Origin of the sequence: Bradyrhizobium sp. Gha, assembly GCF_900113735.1 — a bacterium.
Taxonomy (GTDB): domain Bacteria; phylum Pseudomonadota; class Alphaproteobacteria; order Rhizobiales; family Xanthobacteraceae; genus Bradyrhizobium.
This window is the reverse complement of sequence record NZ_FOQM01000001.1, coordinates 434,156-451,185: the sequence shown is the minus strand read 5'-3', so window position 1 is coordinate 451,185 and position 17,030 is coordinate 434,156. Positions and strand designations below refer to the sequence as shown.

16 protein-coding genes and 1 riboswitch are annotated in these 17,030 nt (G+C 65.7%); of the genes, 13 read left to right on the top strand and 3 right to left on the bottom strand.

The annotated features are described in order from the left end of the window. Positions 1-11: 11 nt before the first annotated feature. The 7 genes from cbiE to cobT are packed head-to-tail and all read left to right on the top strand — an operon-like array spanning position 12 to position 6,184. Positions 12-1,193 (top strand): precorrin-6y C5,15-methyltransferase (decarboxylating) subunit CbiE, encoded by a 1,182-nt coding sequence (gene cbiE / locus BM222_RS02200; RefSeq protein WP_092226821.1) that lies wholly within the window; start codon positions 12-14, stop codon positions 1,191-1,193. Continuing rightward, positions 1,190-1,558: a cobalamin biosynthesis protein gene (locus tag BM222_RS02195; RefSeq protein WP_177242948.1), complete on the top strand. Its 369-nt coding sequence runs from the start codon at positions 1,190-1,192 to the stop codon at positions 1,556-1,558. The genes cbiE and BM222_RS02195 overlap by 4 nt, the downstream gene beginning before the upstream one ends. Next, the gene (cobM, locus tag BM222_RS02190) at positions 1,555-2,337 is read left to right on the top strand and encodes a precorrin-4 C(11)-methyltransferase (RefSeq protein WP_092226625.1); all 783 of its coding nucleotides are present in this window, start codon (positions 1,555-1,557) and stop codon (positions 2,335-2,337) included. Before BM222_RS02195 ends, cobM begins: the two co-directional genes overlap by 4 nt. Next, on the top strand, positions 2,337-3,647 hold the full coding sequence (locus BM222_RS02185) for a cobyrinic acid a,c-diamide synthase CobB (RefSeq protein ID WP_092226624.1): 1,311 nt from the start codon (positions 2,337-2,339) through the stop codon (positions 3,645-3,647). Before cobM ends, BM222_RS02185 begins: the two co-directional genes overlap by 1 nt. Continuing rightward, positions 3,644-4,375: a uroporphyrinogen-III C-methyltransferase gene (cobA, locus tag BM222_RS02180; protein ID WP_092226623.1), complete on the top strand. Its 732-nt coding sequence runs from the start codon at positions 3,644-3,646 to the stop codon at positions 4,373-4,375. The genes BM222_RS02185 and cobA overlap by 4 nt, the downstream gene beginning before the upstream one ends. After that, positions 4,372-5,121 (top strand): precorrin-6A synthase (deacetylating), encoded by a 750-nt coding sequence (gene cobF / locus BM222_RS02175; protein WP_092226622.1) that lies wholly within the window; start codon positions 4,372-4,374, stop codon positions 5,119-5,121. The genes cobA and cobF overlap by 4 nt, the downstream gene beginning before the upstream one ends. 10 nt (positions 5,122-5,131) lie before the next feature. Then, a complete protein-coding gene (cobT, locus tag BM222_RS02170; protein ID WP_092226621.1) occupies positions 5,132-6,184 on the top strand; it encodes a nicotinate-nucleotide--dimethylbenzimidazole phosphoribosyltransferase in 1,053 nt (350 codons plus the stop codon). Here cobT and BM222_RS02165 read toward each other — a convergent pair. Beyond that, a complete protein-coding gene (locus tag BM222_RS02165; RefSeq protein WP_092226620.1) occupies positions 6,177-6,749 on the bottom strand; it encodes a histidine phosphatase family protein in 573 nt (190 codons plus the stop codon). The two genes, cobT and BM222_RS02165, sit on opposite strands and share 8 nt — an antisense overlap. A gap of 70 nt (positions 6,750-6,819) precedes the next feature. Continuing rightward, positions 6,820-7,023: riboswitch (cobalamin riboswitch) on the top strand. Between the two features lie 116 nt (positions 7,024-7,139). On the opposite strand from BM222_RS02165, the gene BM222_RS40820 reads away from it, so the two are divergent. From BM222_RS40820 to BM222_RS02145, 3 genes are all read left to right on the top strand, one after another. Further along, positions 7,140-9,488 (top strand): TonB-dependent receptor, encoded by a 2,349-nt coding sequence (locus tag BM222_RS40820; protein WP_177242947.1) that lies wholly within the window; start codon positions 7,140-7,142, stop codon positions 9,486-9,488. 12 nt (positions 9,489-9,500) lie between these two features. Next, positions 9,501-10,943 (top strand): PepSY domain-containing protein, encoded by a 1,443-nt coding sequence (locus BM222_RS02150; protein WP_092226618.1) that lies wholly within the window; start codon positions 9,501-9,503, stop codon positions 10,941-10,943. A gap of 135 nt (positions 10,944-11,078) precedes the next feature. Then, positions 11,079-12,512 (top strand): NAD-dependent succinate-semialdehyde dehydrogenase, encoded by a 1,434-nt coding sequence (locus BM222_RS02145; RefSeq protein WP_092226617.1) that lies wholly within the window; start codon positions 11,079-11,081, stop codon positions 12,510-12,512. A gap of 51 nt (positions 12,513-12,563) precedes the next feature. Here BM222_RS02145 and BM222_RS02140 read toward each other — a convergent pair whose 3' ends face one another. Then, positions 12,564-13,700 (bottom strand): MFS transporter, encoded by a 1,137-nt coding sequence (locus BM222_RS02140; protein ID WP_092226616.1) that lies wholly within the window; start codon positions 13,698-13,700, stop codon positions 12,564-12,566. Between the two features lie 303 nt (positions 13,701-14,003). Between BM222_RS02140 and BM222_RS02135 the strand changes: the two genes are divergently transcribed. From BM222_RS02135 to BM222_RS02125, 3 genes are all read left to right on the top strand, one after another. Further along, positions 14,004-14,426 carry an OsmC family protein gene (locus BM222_RS02135; protein ID WP_092226615.1) on the top strand — a complete coding sequence of 141 codons (423 nt, stop codon included), beginning with the start codon at positions 14,004-14,006 and terminating at the stop codon, positions 14,424-14,426. Positions 14,427-14,529: 103 nt separating this feature from the next. After that, positions 14,530-15,045 carry a peptide-methionine (S)-S-oxide reductase MsrA gene (gene msrA / locus BM222_RS02130; RefSeq protein ID WP_092226614.1) on the top strand — a complete coding sequence of 172 codons (516 nt, stop codon included), beginning with the start codon at positions 14,530-14,532 and terminating at the stop codon, positions 15,043-15,045. A 55-nt stretch (positions 15,046-15,100) separates the two neighbouring features. Next, positions 15,101-15,556, top strand: coding sequence for an RbsD/FucU family protein (locus BM222_RS02125; RefSeq protein ID WP_092226613.1), 456 nt, complete (start codon positions 15,101-15,103; stop codon positions 15,554-15,556). Between the two features lie 25 nt (positions 15,557-15,581). Here the strand turns inward: BM222_RS02125 and BM222_RS02120 are convergent, their stop codons facing one another. Further along, positions 15,582-16,871: an ROK family protein gene (locus BM222_RS02120; RefSeq protein WP_092226612.1), complete on the bottom strand. Its 1,290-nt coding sequence runs from the start codon at positions 16,869-16,871 to the stop codon at positions 15,582-15,584. Positions 16,872-17,030 lie beyond the last annotated feature (159 nt).

The window sequence follows — 17,030 nt, the reverse complement described above, 5'->3', positions numbered from 1 at the left end:
TGGCTGATTCCCTGGGTGATCCCTGGCTGAGCATCATCGGTATCGGTGAAGATGGCCTTGCCGGGCTGTCGGAGGCAAGCCGAAAGGCGCTTGCCAGCGCGGAAACCGTGTTCGGGGGCGAGCGCCATCTTGCACTTGCAGATGCGGGAAGCCGCGGCCGCGCATGGCCGGTGCCGTTCGATGCCGACATCGTGTTGAGCTGCCGAGGCCGGGCAACGGCGGTGCTCGCCTCCGGCGATCCCTTCTGGCACGGCGCCGGCGCGGGCCTCGCCGAGAAGCTCGGCAGCGACGAGTGGATCGCGTATCCGGCGCCATCGACCTTCTCGCTCGCGGCCGCGCGGCTGGGCTGGCGGCTTGAAGCAACGGTCTGTCTCGGGCTTCACGCCGCGCCGTTCGAGCGCCTTGTGCCGCATTTGGCGCAAGATGCGCGGATCATTTGCCTCCTGCGCGAGGGAAAGACGGTCGGTGATCTTGCGCGATGGCTGACGCAACGCGGATGGGGTGCCTCGCTCGTCTGGACCCTCGAGGCGCTTGGCGGCCCGCGCGAATACATCGACCAGCACCGTGCCGATCTCTTTACCAAGGATATTGCCGGGAATCCCGTTGCGGTGGCGGTTCTGGCTGTAGGGGGGCAGGGCATTCCCCGCAGCTCAGGACTTCCAGACGATCTCTTCGTCCATGACGGCCAGATCACCAAACGGCCGGTACGCGCGCTCGCGCTCTCCGCGCTGGCGCCGCGTCCCGGCGAGCGGCTGTGGGACATCGGCGCCGGCTCCGGATCGATCTCGGTGGAGTGGGCGCTGTGCGGGGGGGCGGCGACTGCGATCGAGGCGCGCGAGGATCGTGTTGCGAACATCCGCAGCAATGCGGCGGCGTTCGGGCTGGCGCACAGGATCACCATCATCACGGGAACGGCGCCCGAAGCGCTTACCGCGTTGGAGGCGCCCGATGCCATCTTCGTCGGTGGTGGCCTCGATCGCGCAATGTTCGATGCGATCTGGTCGCCTCTTTCACCGGGCGCGCGGCTGGTCGCGCATGCCGTGACGCTGGAGACCGAGGCGCTGCTCGGCGGATTGCACCAGCAGCATGGTGGCGAGTTGATGCGGATCGAGATCGCGCATGCCGCTCCGCTCGGCCGCTACCGCTCGTGGGAGGCGGCACGGCCCTTGCTGCAATGGAGTACGGTCCGATGAAAGTCGCCGGGCTCGGATTCAGGCAGGGTGTGACGCTGGGCTCGCTGCGCGAGGCGCTGATGGCGGCCGGCGGTCACGAAGGTCTCACCGCCGTGGCAACTGTCAGCGAGAAGGCCGATGCGGAGGCGTTGAGACTGCTCGCGCTGGAATGTGGCGTTCCGATCAAGGCGGTTCCGGCCGACATATTGGCTCGCATCGACACGCCGACGCAATCGGAGCTGGTCGCCGAAAAATTCGGTACAGGATCGGTTGCCGAAGCGGCGGCGCTAGCTGCTGCCGGGCCGGGCGCGCGATTGATAGGGACACGCGCGATCTCGCAGGATCGCACCGCGACGGCTGCGATCGCCGAAGGAGACGGCCCATGACGGTGCATTTCATCGGCGCCGGGCCGGGCGCTCCGGACTTACTGACGCTGCGTGGCCGGGACTTGATCGCGGCCTGTCCGGTCTGTCTCTATGCCGGCTCGCTGGTGCCCGAAGGCGTGTTGGCGCATTGCCCGCCAGGTGCGCGTATCGTCAACACGGCGCCGCTGTCGCTCGAGGAGATCATCGCCGAGATCGGCGCCGCGCATGCGGAGGGCAAGGACGTCGCTCGGCTGCATTCGGGCGATCTCTCGATCTGGTCGGCGATGGGCGAGCAGCTTCGCCGGCTGCGCGCGCTCGGGATTCCCTTCACGGTCACGCCCGGGGTGCCGTCCTTCTCCGCAGCCGCCGCCGCCCTCGAAGCCGAGCTGACCTTGCCGGGTCTCGCCCAGTCGGTCGTGCTGACGCGCACGCCGGGCCGCGCAAGTGCGATGCCGGATGGCGAGAAGCTTGCCGCATTCGCCGCGACGGGCGCGGTGCTCGCGATTCATTTGTCGATCCATCTGCTCGACAAGGTCGTCGCCGAGCTCACGCCGCACTACGGTGCCGGCTGTCCGGTCGCCATCGTCTGGCGCGCGAGCTGGCCGGACCAGCGCATCATTCGCGCCACGCTGGCAACGCTCGAGGGCGCCGTCGGCAGCGAGATGGAGCGCACCGCCTTGATCCTGGTCGGCAAGACGCTTGGCGCTGCGGAGTTTGACGAGAGCAGGCTCTATGCTGCCGACTATGATCGCCGCTATCGGCCTGTTGGCGCCGAGCCGCGCTATCCGGAGGCGCCGTGATGCCGGCCGGCCTCGTCATCTCCGCGCCGGCCTCCGGCGTCGGCAAGACCACGCTGACCCTGGCGCTCGCGCGCGCCTGGCGCAGTCGTGGATTGAAGGTGCAGTGCTTCAAGAGCGGCCCCGACTACATCGATCCGGCCTTCCATGCCGCGGCCACGAGCCGCGCCTCGGTCAATGTCGACAGCTGGGCGATGGACCGCGCGACCATCGCGCATCTCGTCAGCCGCGGCAGCGATGCCGACGTCGTGCTCGCCGAGGGCTCGATGGGCCTGTTCGACGGCGTTGCCGCGCGCGGTGTCTCCGGCACCGGCGCCACCGCTGACATCGCGGAGATGCTGGGCTGGCCAGTGGTTTTGGTGATCGATCCCTCCGGACAGGCGCAGACTGCGGCGGCGATCGCGGCGGGCCTGCGCGATTACCGCGCCGGCGTGCGCCTTGCCGGCGTCGTGCTCAATCGCGTGGCGAGCCCGCGCCATGAAGACCTCGTGCGGCGTGCACTCAACGAGGTCGGCATCGCCGTGTTCGGCGCGCTGCCGCGCCATGCCGAGATCAGCCTGCCGAAACGGCATCTCGGCCTGGTGCAGGCCGAAGAGCAGGCGGAGATCGGAAAGTTGATCGACGAGGCCGCGCGCTTCGTCGCCGAGCATGTCGATCTCGATGCGGTGCTGCGCTCGGCTGCCGACTGGTCGGTGCGATCAGCCACCGATGGCCTGAACGTGACGCCGCCCGGCCAGCGTATCGCACTTGCCCGCGATGCCGCATTCTCCTTCGTCTACCCGCACATGCTGGAAGCCTGGCGCGCGGCCGGCGCGGAGATCTCGACATTCTCGCCGCTCGCCGATGAAGCGCCGGATGCGGACGCCGATGTCTGCTGGCTGCCCGGCGGCTATCCCGAGCTTCATGCCGGCAAGATTGCCGCCAATGCGCGCTTCCGCGGCGGCTTGCGCAGTTTCGCCGAGACACGGCCGGTGCACGGCGAATGCGGTGGCTATATGGTGCTGGGCGCCGCTTTGACCGACGCCGACGGTGTCAGGCATGAGATGACGGGTCTGCTCGGACTGGAGACGAGCTTTGCCAAGCGCCGCATGCATCTGGGCTATCGTCTCGCCACGCTCTCCGGGCCGATGCCGGGCCATCAGGCCGGCGCGCGGCTGCGCGGGCATGAATTCCACTATTCGACGATCCTCGCCCAGCCCGATGCGCCGCTGGCGGTGGTGCACGACGCAGCCGGTGCCGTCATCGCCGAGACCGGCTCGCGGCGCGGCCACGCCACCGGCACGTTCTTCCATCTGATCGCGGAGGACCGGTGAGCGGCTTTGTCTCCTTCGTCTCCGCCGGCCCCGGCGATCCCGAGCTTCTCACGCTCAAGGGCGCCGCGCGGCTGCGCGAGGCCGACGTCGTGCTCTATGACGATCTCGCCTCCGGCGCGATTCTCGATCTGGCGCGGCCCGGCGCCAATCTCGTCGCGGTCGGCAAACGGGCAGGGCGTCCCTCGACCAAGCAGCACCACGTCAATCGGCTGCTGGTCGATTATGCCGCCACCGGGGTCCGCGTCGTGCGGTTGAAGTCGGGCGACGCCGGCATCTTTGGCCGGCTCGAGGAGGAATTGGAGACGCTGCGCGAGGCGGGCATCGGCTACGAGATCATCCCCGGCGTCACTTCGGCCTGCGTGGCCGCCGCGCAAGCCGGCATTCCCTTAACGCGCCGCCACACCTCGCGCCGGGTGCAGTTCGTGACCGGGGCCGATGTCACGGGCGAGCTGCCGCCAAATCTAAACTGGGCGGCGCTGGCCGATCGGGATGCGACGACGGTGGTCTATATGGGCCGACGCACCTTTCCGGCGCTGGTCGCGAAATTGATCGAGCACGGCCTCTCACCTGACACTCCGGCACTGTTCGCGGAATCGCTTGGCCGCGCCGACCAGCTGATAGTGCGCACCACAATCGCCGAGCTGGCCGCGCAACTCGCGCGCGGCGGCGCGGCGTCCACGGCGGCCGTCATCATGTTCGGCGCGCTGGCGGAGGGCGGATCGTCATGATGACGCTCTCGCTGATCGGCATCGGTTGCGGTGATCCCGCGCAGCTCACACGCGCGGCTGTTCAAGCCATCAACGCTGCCGACCTCGTGCTGATCCCGCGCAAGGGCACCGCGAAGTCTGATCTCGCCGATCTCAGACGAACGATTTGCGCCGACGTGCTCACCAACGCCATCACGCGCATTGCCGAATTCGATCTTCCCGTGCGCGACGCGCGAGAAGCCGACTATCGCAAGGGCGTGGACGATTGGCACGATGCGGTCGCCGCCACCTGGTCGCAGACGATCGCCGATCATCTGGGCGGTGACGGCAAGGTCGCGCTGCTGATCTGGGGCGATCCCTCGCTCTACGATTCCTCGCTGCGCATCGCGCGGCGGCTCGATCCCTTGCCAAAAATCGAGGTGGTGCCCGGCATCACCTCGATCCAGGCGCTGTGCGCGGCGCATGCGCTGCCGCTCAATGACATCGGTGAGCCATTCCTGGTCACGACGGGACGGCGCCTGTGCGAAGGCGGCTGGCCTGAAGGCGTCGATACGGTCGTTGTGATGCTCGACGGCGGCACCGCGTTCCAGTCGCTCGATCCTGACAGAATTCACATCTGGTGGGGCGCCTATCTCGGCATGGCCGATCAGATCATCATGTCTGGCGCGCTGGCCGATATTGGTCCGCGCATCGTGACGGCGCGGCGGGATGCGCGCGAGCGGCACGGCTGGATCATGGACATTTATATTCTCAAACGCAGGCCATAAGCGAGGCAGCATGCTCCCCGAATGGATCACTCAAGAGTGCCCTGAGACATCAGCTGTTCATCGTGACGCGGCGATCGCGCGGCAGGCGCAACTGACAAAGCCGACGGGTGCGCTCGGCCGGCTCGAGCAGCTCGCGATCGAGCTTGCGGGCTTGCAGGCAACCGAATGCCCCCGCGCGGCACGCGTGCCGATCATCATCTTCGCCGGTGATCACGGCATTGTCGCCCAGGGCGTCTCGGCCTATCCGCAGGCCGTCACCATTGCGATGATGGCGAATTTTGCCTCAGGCGGCGCTGCGATCTCGGTGCTGGCGCGCGAGCTCGGCTCGAAGCTTGAAGTTGTTGACGCTGGAACACTGGCGCAAGAGCCGTTGATCGATATCATCACGGACAAGCCGCGCCACGGCACGCGCGATTTCAGCGTTCAGCCTGCGCTCACGCTCGCCGAGCTGGCATTCGCCTTCGAGGCCGGTCGGCGCGCAGTCACGCGAGCGAAGGCCGATCAACCCGATCTCCTGATCTTTGGCGAGATGGGCATCGGCAACACCACGACGTCTGCGGCGATCGCCGCGAGCCTGCTCGGCATCAGCGCGGATGAGATCGCAGGCCATGGCACCGGCGTCGATGCGGCGGGGCGCGTGCATAAAGCGCGCGTGATCGATGCAGCGATCGCGCGTCATGGCGTGGCCGGCGCCGCGCCCGAAAAAATCCTGTGCGCCGTGGGCGGTCTCGAGATCGCGGCGATCGCAGGTGCCATCATCGCGGCCGCGCAAGCGCGAATTCCCGTGCTGATCGATGGATTCATCGTCTCGGTTGCGGCGCTCGCGGCGGTGCGGCTGAACCCGTCGTGCCAGCCGTTCCTGCTGCCGTCACACCAGTCGGCGGAACAGGGGCATCGGCTGGTGCTGCGCGCGCTGAACGTGCAGCCGCTGATCAGCCTCGATCTCCGGCTCGGCGAGGGGTCGGGCGCCGCGACCGCCCTGCCGCTGGTGCGTTCGGCCTGCGCGCTGCACAATGACATGGCGACGTTCGCGCAGGCCAATGTGCCGGACAGAGCTAGCTGACCTGCTGATTGACCGACACAACGCGCCAGCCGGCCGCGAGCCGGTCGATCCGGGTCAGCGACAGCGGATCGATCACGAAGCGCAAAGCTGCTTGCGGCGTCAAGCCGAGCGCGATGCAGAGCGCAGCGCGGATGGTGCCGGAATGCACGACGAGCGTTGCGGGGCCGGCACCTATCGGCGTAAGTCCGCGCCGGACGCGGGCGACCTGATCCTCAAAGCTCTCTCCGCCAGGTGGCCGTCGGCGCGCCGGATCGCTCCAAAACTGCGCATAGGTTTCGGCCCCGCTGGCTGCGAGCGCGTCATGCCGGCGGCCGGTCCAGTCGCCAAAATCCTGCTCGCCGAATTCGGGCATCAGCTCAGGCTCAAGCCCCAGGGCCCGTGCCGTCTCAACCGTGCGACGCGCCGGGCTGGCGTAGCTCGCCGCATCCCGCGGCAGACGCTGGCGCAGGGCCTCGAGCTGCGCGCGATCGCCGAGATCGGCCGGCGCATCATTCGCGTGGACGGTCCCTGCGACGCCGTCTACAGGGGCATGGCGTATCAACCAAAGGAAGGTCTCGCCTTCCATGCAGATCTCCCAAGGAAATTGGCCGCTGTGGCGTAGCGCCGCGCCTGGCACATTGACTCTGTCTTCGCCGTAATCCTAGATGGCTGGGACGGTTTCCCCGAAAGGGGATGAAAAGGGAATGCGGTGCGGGGACGTTGTCCCCAATGCTGTAGCTGCCCCCGCAACTGTAAGCGGTGAATCCTTCGTCAGAAGCCACTGGGTCCTCGGTCCCGGGAAGGCGACGAAGCGGTCACGACCCGCGAGCCAGGAGACCTGCCGTCAGCCGTGGTCACACGCGAAGATGTCGGTCGGGGAGTACAGACATTCGGCTTCATCGGAAGGCTGACGGCCTGATGGTGGGACCTTGGTTCGCGGTGACGTGCCACTGACGTCACGCCGAGGTTCAGGACCGTGTCTTCCATCCGTATTGTGCGAGCGCGCCGCTTTTTGCTGGCGTCCGCCGCTCTCACATCTTTCGCTGCCATCGACATGACAGCTGCCCTGGCGCAGCAGGCCCGCGAGCCGCTGCCGCCCGTGGAGGTGTCGCCCCCGCAATCGCGCAAGCAGGCCAAACCCAACGGCCAGAGTGCAGAGAGCGCGCGCCGTAGGGCTGTGCGGCGACCCTCGATCGCATCGGCCGCGTCCAAGCCGGTCGCGCCGAACTCCGCAGGGCCAACGCCACTCAACAGCAACGCCGTTGCCGAGAGCGGCTCGCGCCTCGGCCTGACCGTGCGCGAGACGCCTGCGACTGTCGAGGTGATTTCCGCCGAGACCATCCGCGAGCAGGGCTACCGAACCGTCTCCGACGTGGCTCAGGGCGCGGTCGGGGTCACTGCGGGAGACAATCCGGCCGAGCCGTCCGCGTTCTCGATGCGTGGCTTCACCAACAGCCAGATCAACACACTCTACAACGGCATCAAGATCGGCCCGCAGAACATGACTTCGCGGATCATGGACACGGCCAATCTCGAAGCCGTGGAAATCCTCAAAGGTCCGGCCTCGCTGATCTCGGGCGAGGGTGCCGCGGGCGGTGCGATCAATTTCGTCACGAGGCAGCCGCACACCGGGCCCGTCAAAAACGAGGCTGACTTTTCGTATGACTGTCTGAATTCCTTGCGCGCGCATTATGGCTCCGGCGGCAGCACGAGCGTCCAGGGGCTAGACTACCGTTTCGACGTCAGCCGGTCCTCGCTCAACGGCTTTGCCGACGACACCAATACCAAGACACTCGACGTCTCCGGCCAGCTCAATTACCGCATCTCCGACAGCCTCAAGGTCTGGGGCGCGATCGAGTATCGCGAGGACCGTTCAAAAGCCTATTGGGGCGCGCCGCTGGTGTCGGAGGCCTTCAGCGGTTCGCACGCGACGAGCGGCATCGTCTCCGGCAGCTATTTCAACAGAACCGACCTTGGAGCCGTCGCGATCGACGACCGTACCTTCAAGACGAACTACAATGTCCTCGACAATAAAAACCTGGCGCAGGAAGTGTGGCTGCGCGGCGGTTTTGAGCTGAAGCTGGCGCCTGACCTCACTTTGAAGAGCCAAGCCTATGCTTACGGCGCTGAGCGCAGCTGGTTCAACAACGAGATCGAGGCGTTCGATTCGACCAGGAACGAGGTGTATCGCGAGCGCTTCTATGTCGCGCACAGCCAGCGCCTCGTCGGCAACGTCACTGATCTGGTCTGGGACGCCAACATCGCGGGCTTCGATAACCTGATGGTCACGACGCTGTCGTCGAGCTACCTCGACTTCGCCCGGCCGGGCGCGGCAAACTTCCCGAACGATTTCGTCTCGCTGGTCGATCCCGAGCGCGGTTTCTACGGCTCGCTCACGACGCAGCAGCAGACGGCGCGCATCGACAACGAGGCGCTGTCGTTCGAGGACCGGCTGAAGCTGACGCGGACCTTCTCGCTGATCGGCGGCCTGCGCGTCGAGCATATCGGGCTCGACCGCAACTCAACCGACGTCAACGGCCTGGAGAAGGCGAGCTTCCCGTTCACAAAGGACTGGGCGCCCGTCACCGGTCGCATCGGCTACACCTGGGAAGCCGTTCCCCGCCTGACCTTTTTCAGCCAGTACGCCACCGGTGCCGACATCTCGGCCAACAACATCTTCTTGCTCGCGCCGACCCAGAATCTGGATCTGACCACCGCGCGCACCTACGAGACCGGCGTCAAGCACGTGTTGTGGGACAACAAGGCGGAGTGGTCGTTTTCGACCTACGACATCTTGCGCAAGAATGTCTATGCGGCGGCCGGCGGCATGACGCTCAACATTGCGGGGCGGCAGGAGTCCAAGGGCGTCGAACTCGCCGGCTCGATCCGCCCGATCGAGCCTTTGCGTCTCTGGGGCAGCGTCGCTTATGTCGATGCGCGCTATGCCGACTATGATTTTGCCGGCGGCTCGTTCTCCGGCAACACGCCGCCGAATGTGCCGCGCATCGTCGCCAATGCCGGCGCATCCTGGCGCTTCGCGACGTCGTTGCCCGTGGAGCTCGGCATCGTCGGCCGCCACGTCGGCGACCACTACAACAGCGATGCCAACACGGTGACGATGAATGCCTACACGGTCGGCGATGTCTACGCCTTCGTCGACGTCCCCAAGACGGTCTTCAATGCCGTCGACCAGGCTCGCCTGACCTTCCGGGTCCGCAACTTCACCGACAGGCGCTATGCGATCTGGGGCGACCCATTCTATCCCGACCAGGTCCTGCTGGGCGCGCCGCGAACCTACGAAATCGCCGCGGCTTTCAAATGGTAGGGCGCTGACCGCATGATGGGCGCGATCGTCCTCTCGCACCGCTGGCTCGGGATCGCGTTCTGCCTGCTGTTCGCGATGTGGTTTGCGAGCGGCATCGTGATGCACTTCGTTCCGTTTCCGTCGCTGACGGAAGCGGAACGGTTTGCCGGCCTGGCGCCGGTGGGGCGCACAGAGCCGATCATGCCGGTTGCCGACGCAGTGGCCGCGAGCGGGATCGCTGAGGCCACGCGCGTTCGCCTGATCCAGCGCAGCGACGGGCCGGTCTATGTCGTATCCGCGCCGTCGCATCTGCGCGCAGTCCGCGCATCCGACGGGGCCGATGCATCGGTGGAATCTCAGGACCTCGCGCTCGCTATCGCCCGGGATCACGCCCGCAGCCGAGGGCTTGATGCCGTTCATGCCACGGTCGTCGCACGCGCCGATTACGATCAATGGAGCGTGCCGAACGGCTTTGACCGGCACCGGCCCCTGTTCCGCATCACGCTCGGGGACGCGGCGGGAACCGAAGTGTATGTCTCCTCGCGCACGGGCGAGGTCGTGCTGGATACGACACGCAGCGAGCGTGGATGGAATCTTGTCGGCAGCGTGCTGCACTGGATCTATCCGACGGTCCTCCGCAGCAACTGGGCGCTATGGGACCAGATGGTCTCGTCGATGTCGCTGATGGCGCTGATCGCGGCTATGTTGGGGGCGATCCTTGGAATTCTCAGGCTCCGAATTCACAGGGACAGAATTCACGGAGGCCTGATCTCGTCGCCTTATCGCGGTTGGCACGGCCTGCATCACGTCATCGGTCTCCTATCGACCGTTTTCGTGTTGACCTGGATCTTCAGCGGCTGGCTCTCGATGGATCACGGCCGGCTGTTCTCGCGTGGCCAATTGACCGCAGCCGAGCTCGGCCTGACGAACGCCGCGCCGGACTGGCGCGCGGCTCCAACGCTTGACCGGCAGCCGCTATCGACTTCAGCCCGAGAAGTCGAATGGTTTGCTTTCAATGGCAGCGTCTATCGGCGCGACCGGATCGGACTTGGCAGGCAGAGCTTGACCAGAGCGGGTGAGCCGGCCCGCTATCGGCAGACGGCGTTCCTGGACGGGCAGGACGTTCTCAAGCTGACGGAGCGCCTGACGGCAGGCTGCGGGGCGCCCTCCGTTCTTGCCGACAACGACGACTATCCCGCTCGGTCCATCCTTGCCGGCGCGCCGGTCTACCGCTCCCGCTGCGGCGGTCTCTGGTTCGACATCGACGGCGCGGACGGCCGCATCCTGCAACGGCTCGATGCCTCGCGGCGCGCCTATCGCTGGGCCTACAGCGCGCTGCATACGCTCGACTTTCCCATTCTGATGGCGCATCCGCACGTCCGCGATGTCCTGATCGTCGGGCTTTGCGCGCTCGGGCTGTTGTTCTCCGTCACCGGCGTCGTGATCGGCTGGCGGCGCCTGCGCCTGTCGATCTGAGCCGCCCCTTGCGCATATCTTCCGCGCGCGGCTGCAGCGGCATTGATCCCTTTCCGCCGGCCGCCTTTCAGTGTAGCTCTGCGCCCGCCCAAGCGGCAGCCGTCAGTCGGGCCGCCGCAATCATGCAGGAGAGCCATGTATCCGAAAGTTCAGATGTTCATCGCCGGCGAGTGGACCGACGGCACCTCCGGCAAGTCGGAGGACATCCTCAATCCCGCAACCGGACAGCCGATCGGCAAGACCCCGCACGCCTCGCGGGCGGACCTCGATCGCGCCCTGGAAGCCGCCAGGTCCGGCTTCGAGGTCTGGCGCAAGACCTCGCCTTTCGACCGCTACAAGCTGATGCGCAAGGCTGCGGACATCATCCGTTCGCGCGCCGCCGAGATCGCGCCCGTCATGACCATGGAGCAGGGCAAGCCGGTCGTGGAAGCGCAGGGCGAGACCATGCTGGCCGGCGACCTCATCGACTGGTTCTCCGAGGAAGCGCGCCGCGCCTATGGCCGCATCGTGCCGCCGCGGATCGGCAACGTCTCCCAGCTCGTGACCAAGGAGCCGGTCGGTCCGGTCGCCGCGTTCACGCCCTGGAATTTCCCGATCAACCAGGCGGTCCGCAAAATCTCGGCTGCTCTCGCCGCCGGTTGCTCGATCATCGTCAAGGGCCCGGAAGAGACGCCCGCAAGCTGCATGGAGCTGGTGCGCGCCTATGCGGATGCCGGCATTCCCCCCGGCGTCGTCCAGCTGGTGTTCGGCGTGCCCTCGGAAGTCTCGGAATATCTCATTCCGCATCCGATCATCCGCAAGATCAGCTTCACGGGCTCGACCGCAGTCGGCAAGCATCTGGCCGCGCTCGCGGGCCTGCACATGAAGCGTGTCACCATGGAGCTCGGCGGCCATGCGCCGGCGATCGTGTTCGCAGACGCCGATCTCGACAACGCGGCGAAAATCCTGTCGACCAACAAGTTCCGCAACGCCGGCCAGGTCTGCGTTTCGCCGACGCGCTTCCTCGTGCACGAAAGTGTTTACCAGCCCTTCGTCGACAAGTTCGTTGCCGCGGCCGAGGGCCTCAAGGTCGGCAACGGCCTCGACAAGGACACGCGAATGGGGCCGCTGGCCAATCCGCGCCGGGTCGATGCCATGGAAGGTTTGGTCTCCGACGCGGTTCAGCGCGGCGCCAAGATCCAGGCCGGCGGCAAGCGCATCGGCAATGAAGGCTTCTTTTTCGAGCCGACCGTCATCACCGACGTGCCGCGCGATGCCCGTATCATGAACGAAGAGCCGTTCGGACCTCTTGCCCCGATTACATCCTTCCGCAGCTATGACGAAGTCGTGGCCGAGGCGAACCGTCTGCCTTATGGCCTGGCGGCCTATGCCTACACCACGTCGACCAAGACGATGCAGGCGATCGGCGCCGACATCGAGAGCGGCATGGTCTCGATCAACCATCATGGCCTCGCGCTGCCCGAGGTGCCGTTCGGCGGCATCAAGGATTCCGGCTACGGATCGGAAGGCGGCCTCGAGGCGATCGAGGGTTATCTCAACACCAAGTTCGTGACCCAGGCGAGCGCGTAAAGCCTGCACCACGTTTGCAAGGCGCGTCACGGCATGCCGTGGCGCGCCTTGTTATTTTGCGGTCACGGCATGTGCGGACAGGGTGACGACGCACATCATCGCGGCCAGCATCCAGAATGCCATTGGCAGGCTGACGGCGTGGGCGACAAAGCCGATGCCGGCGGGGCCAACCAGAACACCAGCATAGCCGGCGGTCGTGATCGAGGCGACCGCAAGCCCCGTAGGCATTGCGGTCTGCCTGGCGGCGCGCCGGAACAGCACGGGCACGAGGTTCGAGGCGCCGAGACCGATGAGCAGGAAGCCGGCGATGGCGACGGCCGCGCTCGCTGCCAGCAGCAGCACCGCTAGGCCCGCGACCGCGAGCAGGCTTCCACCGACCAGCGTTGCCCGGTCGCCGACACGCGCGACGACGATGTCGCCACCAAGCCGGCCGGCTGTCATCGCGATCGAGAACACGATGTAGCCGATCCCGCCTTGCGCCTCGCTGACGAGGCCCTCGCCGATGACGAGCAGTGCGCCCCAGTCGAGCATCGCGCCTTCGATCAGGAAGGTGATGGCCGCCAGCAGCGCCAGCAGCAGCACGATGCCATGCGGCAGCACGAACAAAGGTCCGTCCTGCGCTTGTGACGAGCGCCGCAGCAGGCGCGGCCAGGCGAACGCCATCGCGATCAGCATCAGGACGGAGCAGATTAAAGCGCATGCGAGCGGGCCAAAATGGAACGACAGCAGCGCCGTCATCACCGCGGAGCCGGCAAACCCGCCGATGCTGAAGAGGGCGTGAAAGCCCGACATCAACGGTACCCCTGCCGCGCGCTCGACCTCGACGGCATGGATGTTCATGGCGACGTCGATGGAACCGAGCGCCGCTCCGAATGCGAGCAGGGCAAGGGCCAATGTCACGGGTGTCCCGGCGACCACCAGCAGGGGCAAGACCAAAGCGAGGCCGATCCCGCCCGCGATGATGATCGGCTTGGTACCGTGACGGGCGCTCAGGAGGCCGGTGGCGAGCATCGCGACGACCGAGCCGATGCCGAGGCTGAGCAGCAGCAGGCCGAGGAGGGCGTCATCGACGGCGAGCCGCTCCTTCGCGAACGGCACCAGCGGCGCCCAGCAGGCGAGGCCGAAGCCGGCAACCAGGAATGAGAGGCGCGTAGCGAGCCGCGTCGCCGGCCGGTCGGCTGACGTCATCGATGAAACTCCGGGGGAAAACGCGCGCGATTGCGGCAGAAGCGGGTGCTTAGATCATCAACCAGGAGCGAACGCCAGAGTTCCGCCCGTGCCATCAGTTGACGAATTGTATCGTTGCATGTCAGCCATAATCCCTTCCTGAGATCGGCGTGCGGGGCGGCAGCTTGGCGTGTCAGGAGTTACGGACATCCTCTAAAAAGACACTTCAGGAGCACAACTTGTGACTTGCTCCGGGCCGCCACGCCGGCGCTATTCTCCGTGGCGCGGACGCCATTGGGCGACCGAACAAGCAAGGAGAACGACATGATCCGCAAGGCAAAAGCAGTTTGGCAGGGCACTGGCCGCGACGGCACCGGCCATCTGTCGAGTGAATCCGGCGTGCTCGCCGAGACGCCATATTCGTTCAAGACGCGCTTTGAGAACGAGAAGGGCACCAATCCCGAGGAATTGATCGCAGCAGCGCATGCCGGTTGCTTTACGATGGCGCTGGCCTTCGGTCTTCAACTCGCGGGCTTCACGCCGACCGAGCTATCCACCGAGGCCGCGGTCACTCTCGATCCCGAGGGAAAGGGATTCAAGATCAGCAAGTCGGCGCTGACCTTGCGCGCCAAGGTGCCGAACCTCGACGACGCCGGTTTCGCTCGCATTGCCGGCGAAGCCGAGAAGAACTGTCCGGTGTCGAAAGTGCTGAACGCCACAATCACGCTCGATGCCAAGCTGATCTGAACGCTGCGAACCGTTGCCAGGACTTATTCCCCGGGACTTGCCAGCATCGGTCCGATGAAGGCAAAGTCCTGGGCGAGACGGCGGAGCAAAAGGAACCCATCACATGACGACAGAACGCGCAGTTTTGGCCGGAGGCTGCTTCTGGGGCATGCAGGATCTCATCCGCAAACAAACGGGCGTTGTCTCCACCCGCGTCGGCTATACCGGCGGCCGGGTGAAGAACGCCACCTATCGCAATCATGACGGCCATGCCGAAGCGATCGAGATCATGTTCGATCCGGCGAAGACCAGCTTCCGGACCATGCTGGAATTCTTCTTCCAGATTCACGATCCCACCACGATCAACCGTCAGGGCAATGATCTCGGCACGAGCTACCGCTCCGCGATCTTCTACACGTCGGACGAGCAGAAGCGCACCGCCGAAGAGACCATTGCCGACGTCGAAGCGTCGGGTCTGTGGCCCGGCAAGGTGGTGACGGAAGTCGCGCCAGCTGGCGAGTTCTGGGAGGCCGAACCCGAGCATCAGGATTATCTCGAGCGCTATCCCGACGGATACACCTGTCATTTCATCCGGCCGGACTGGAAGCTGCCGCGACGCGCGAGCGTTGCGGGCGGCTAGGCTGGGCCGAACGTCGGAGTTCGGTGTTTCCTGAAAGACAAGGGAGGGAGGCAATATGCTCAAAGGCATCAATCCGCTGCTCAATGCCGACGTGCTCTACGCCTTGCGCGCGATGGGGCATGGCGATCGCCTGGTGGTGTGCGATACCAATTTTCCCGCTGACTCGATCGCGCGCCAGACCGTGTTCGGCGAATTGCTTCGTATCGACAATGTCAGCCCTGCGAAGGCCATCGAGGCCATTCTTTCGGTGATGCCGCTCGATACGTTCGTCGAGGATGCCGCGATTCGCATGGAAATCGTCGGCCAGCCTCAGGAGGTGCCGCCGGTGCAACGCGAGGTGCAGTCCGCGATCGACCGCGCCGAGGGGCGCTCCTGGCCGCTGGTCGGGGTCGAGCGCCATGCCTTCTACGAGAAGGCCAAGGCGGCGTATTGCGTGATCGCCACCGGTGAGCGGCGCTTCTACGGCTGCTTCCTGTTCTCCAAGGGTGTCATCGCGCCGGACGCAGAGTGACCTTCATCTCGCGGATCGGCGAACTTTAAACCAGGGCCGCAGCGCCCGGTGTTCGCTCGGTCGTCTCCGTGTAGTTGCGGTCGACGACCCGCAGCGTCTGCAGCACCATGCCGTCGACGATCGCCGCCGACTTGCTTGGACGGACATATATCGCGGTCGATTTGAGCAGCCACGGCAACACCGCCTCCTTGAGCCGCTCTTCGTAGGCGTTGCGCATCATGTCGAAGGCCTGCAAGCCGGGACCGGCTAGGACGACGTGATGCGGTCGAAGCACCGATATCGTTGCGGCGACGGCCTCGGCGAGCGCGTTGCCGGCCTGCCGGAACAATTGCGCGAGATGGGGATCGCCGTTCCGTGCCCTGTCTCGCAGCAGGGCCATCTGTGCCTCCGATGGCTGTTGCGAGATCGCGGGCGGCAGGTCGATGAAGGTGCGAGCGTCACGGTAGAGCGCGTAGTCGGCGAGATGGGCCTCGATGCAGCCACGTTGACCGCACCGGCATTGCGGCCCGTTCGGCGCCAATTTGACATGGCCGATCTCGCTGCTGGCGCCGACGCCCCAACGTGCTTCACCGTCGACGACCACGCCCATCCCGACGCCGTGGCCGACCATGATCGTTGCCGCCACGCCCTCCGCCAGTATCGGTTCGACGGCTGCGAGAGCCAGCGCAACCGGGACGGCGTCGTTTGCCGTCACGACATCGGCCCTGAACACCTTGCGGATCGGCGTCGCCAGATCGACATCGGTGACCGACAATGCGGGACTCCACAGCTGGATGCCCGTGTCGGCATTGACGATGCCCTGCAGCGCAATTCCGATTCCCAGCAATCGCTCCCGCGGGGTGTCCGTCGCGGTCAGCATGGCCTCGATTTGCGCGATCACGATGTCGCAGAGAGCATCTGCGCCGAGTGCGCGGGTCTCGAGCGCGAGCCGCCATTGTGCCAGGCCGGAGCCACTGAAATCCGCAAGCAGGGTCTCAATCAAATTCATGCGCAGCGAGACCGCGATGATCCGGCCAAACTCCGGATTCAGCGTCAGCTGTATTGCCGGTCGGCCGCGACGACGACCATTCAGGCCGTCCGGGTCGTCTTCGTTGGCATCATCCGGCGCGGACATCGCCGCATCCGTTTCGGACAGCAGATCCTCCGCCAACATTCGCGATGTCATGGCCGAAATTGCCGGGAAGCTCAGCCCCGTGTTTCGTGCAAGCTCCACGCGCGGCATCGGCCCCTGACGCCGCAAGGCTTCGATGAGGCGGCCGCGATTCGATACGCGGGGCGGACTTGAGGCCCGCGTCGGCTTTGGCTCATCGTCCATAGGCCATCCTTTAATTCATCTATTGAAATTATCTCGCCTGTTCGACTTTCGATGCATGCAGTGCGATGCCATGGTGGGGCGGAAGGCAGCGCTCATTTTACCGCGATGACGATCGATGCGGGAAGTTGTCATCAAAATCACGCTTGACGAGCCGATTTC

What these genes read in the sequence shown, in the direction of transcription:
- BM222_RS02195 (WP_177242948.1), top strand. Translation starts at nt 1,190, where the DNA reads ATGAAAGTCGCCGGGCTCGGATTCAGGCAGGGTGTGACGCTGGGCTCG.
- cobM (WP_092226625.1), top strand. Translation starts at nt 1,555, where the DNA reads ATGACGGTGCATTTCATCGGCGCCGGGCCGGGCGCTCCGGACTTACTG.
- BM222_RS02185 (WP_092226624.1), top strand. Translation starts at nt 2,337, where the DNA reads ATGCCGGCCGGCCTCGTCATCTCCGCGCCGGCCTCCGGCGTCGGCAAG.
- cobF (WP_092226622.1), top strand. Translation starts at nt 4,372, where the DNA reads ATGATGACGCTCTCGCTGATCGGCATCGGTTGCGGTGATCCCGCGCAG.
- cobT (WP_092226621.1), top strand. Translation starts at nt 5,132, where the DNA reads ATGCTCCCCGAATGGATCACTCAAGAGTGCCCTGAGACATCAGCTGTT.
- BM222_RS02165 (WP_092226620.1), bottom strand. Translation starts at nt 6,749, where the DNA reads ATGGAAGGCGAGACCTTCCTTTGGTTGATACGCCATGCCCCTGTAGAC.
- BM222_RS02150 (WP_092226618.1), top strand. Translation starts at nt 9,501, where the DNA reads ATGATGGGCGCGATCGTCCTCTCGCACCGCTGGCTCGGGATCGCGTTC.
- BM222_RS02145 (WP_092226617.1), top strand. Translation starts at nt 11,079, where the DNA reads ATGTATCCGAAAGTTCAGATGTTCATCGCCGGCGAGTGGACCGACGGC.
- BM222_RS02140 (WP_092226616.1), bottom strand. Translation starts at nt 13,700, where the DNA reads ATGACGTCAGCCGACCGGCCGGCGACGCGGCTCGCTACGCGCCTCTCA.
- BM222_RS02135 (WP_092226615.1), top strand. Translation starts at nt 14,004, where the DNA reads ATGATCCGCAAGGCAAAAGCAGTTTGGCAGGGCACTGGCCGCGACGGC.
- msrA (WP_092226614.1), top strand. Translation starts at nt 14,530, where the DNA reads ATGACGACAGAACGCGCAGTTTTGGCCGGAGGCTGCTTCTGGGGCATG.
- BM222_RS02125 (WP_092226613.1), top strand. Translation starts at nt 15,101, where the DNA reads ATGCTCAAAGGCATCAATCCGCTGCTCAATGCCGACGTGCTCTACGCC.
- BM222_RS02120 (WP_092226612.1), bottom strand. Translation starts at nt 16,871, where the DNA reads ATGGACGATGAGCCAAAGCCGACGCGGGCCTCAAGTCCGCCCCGCGTA.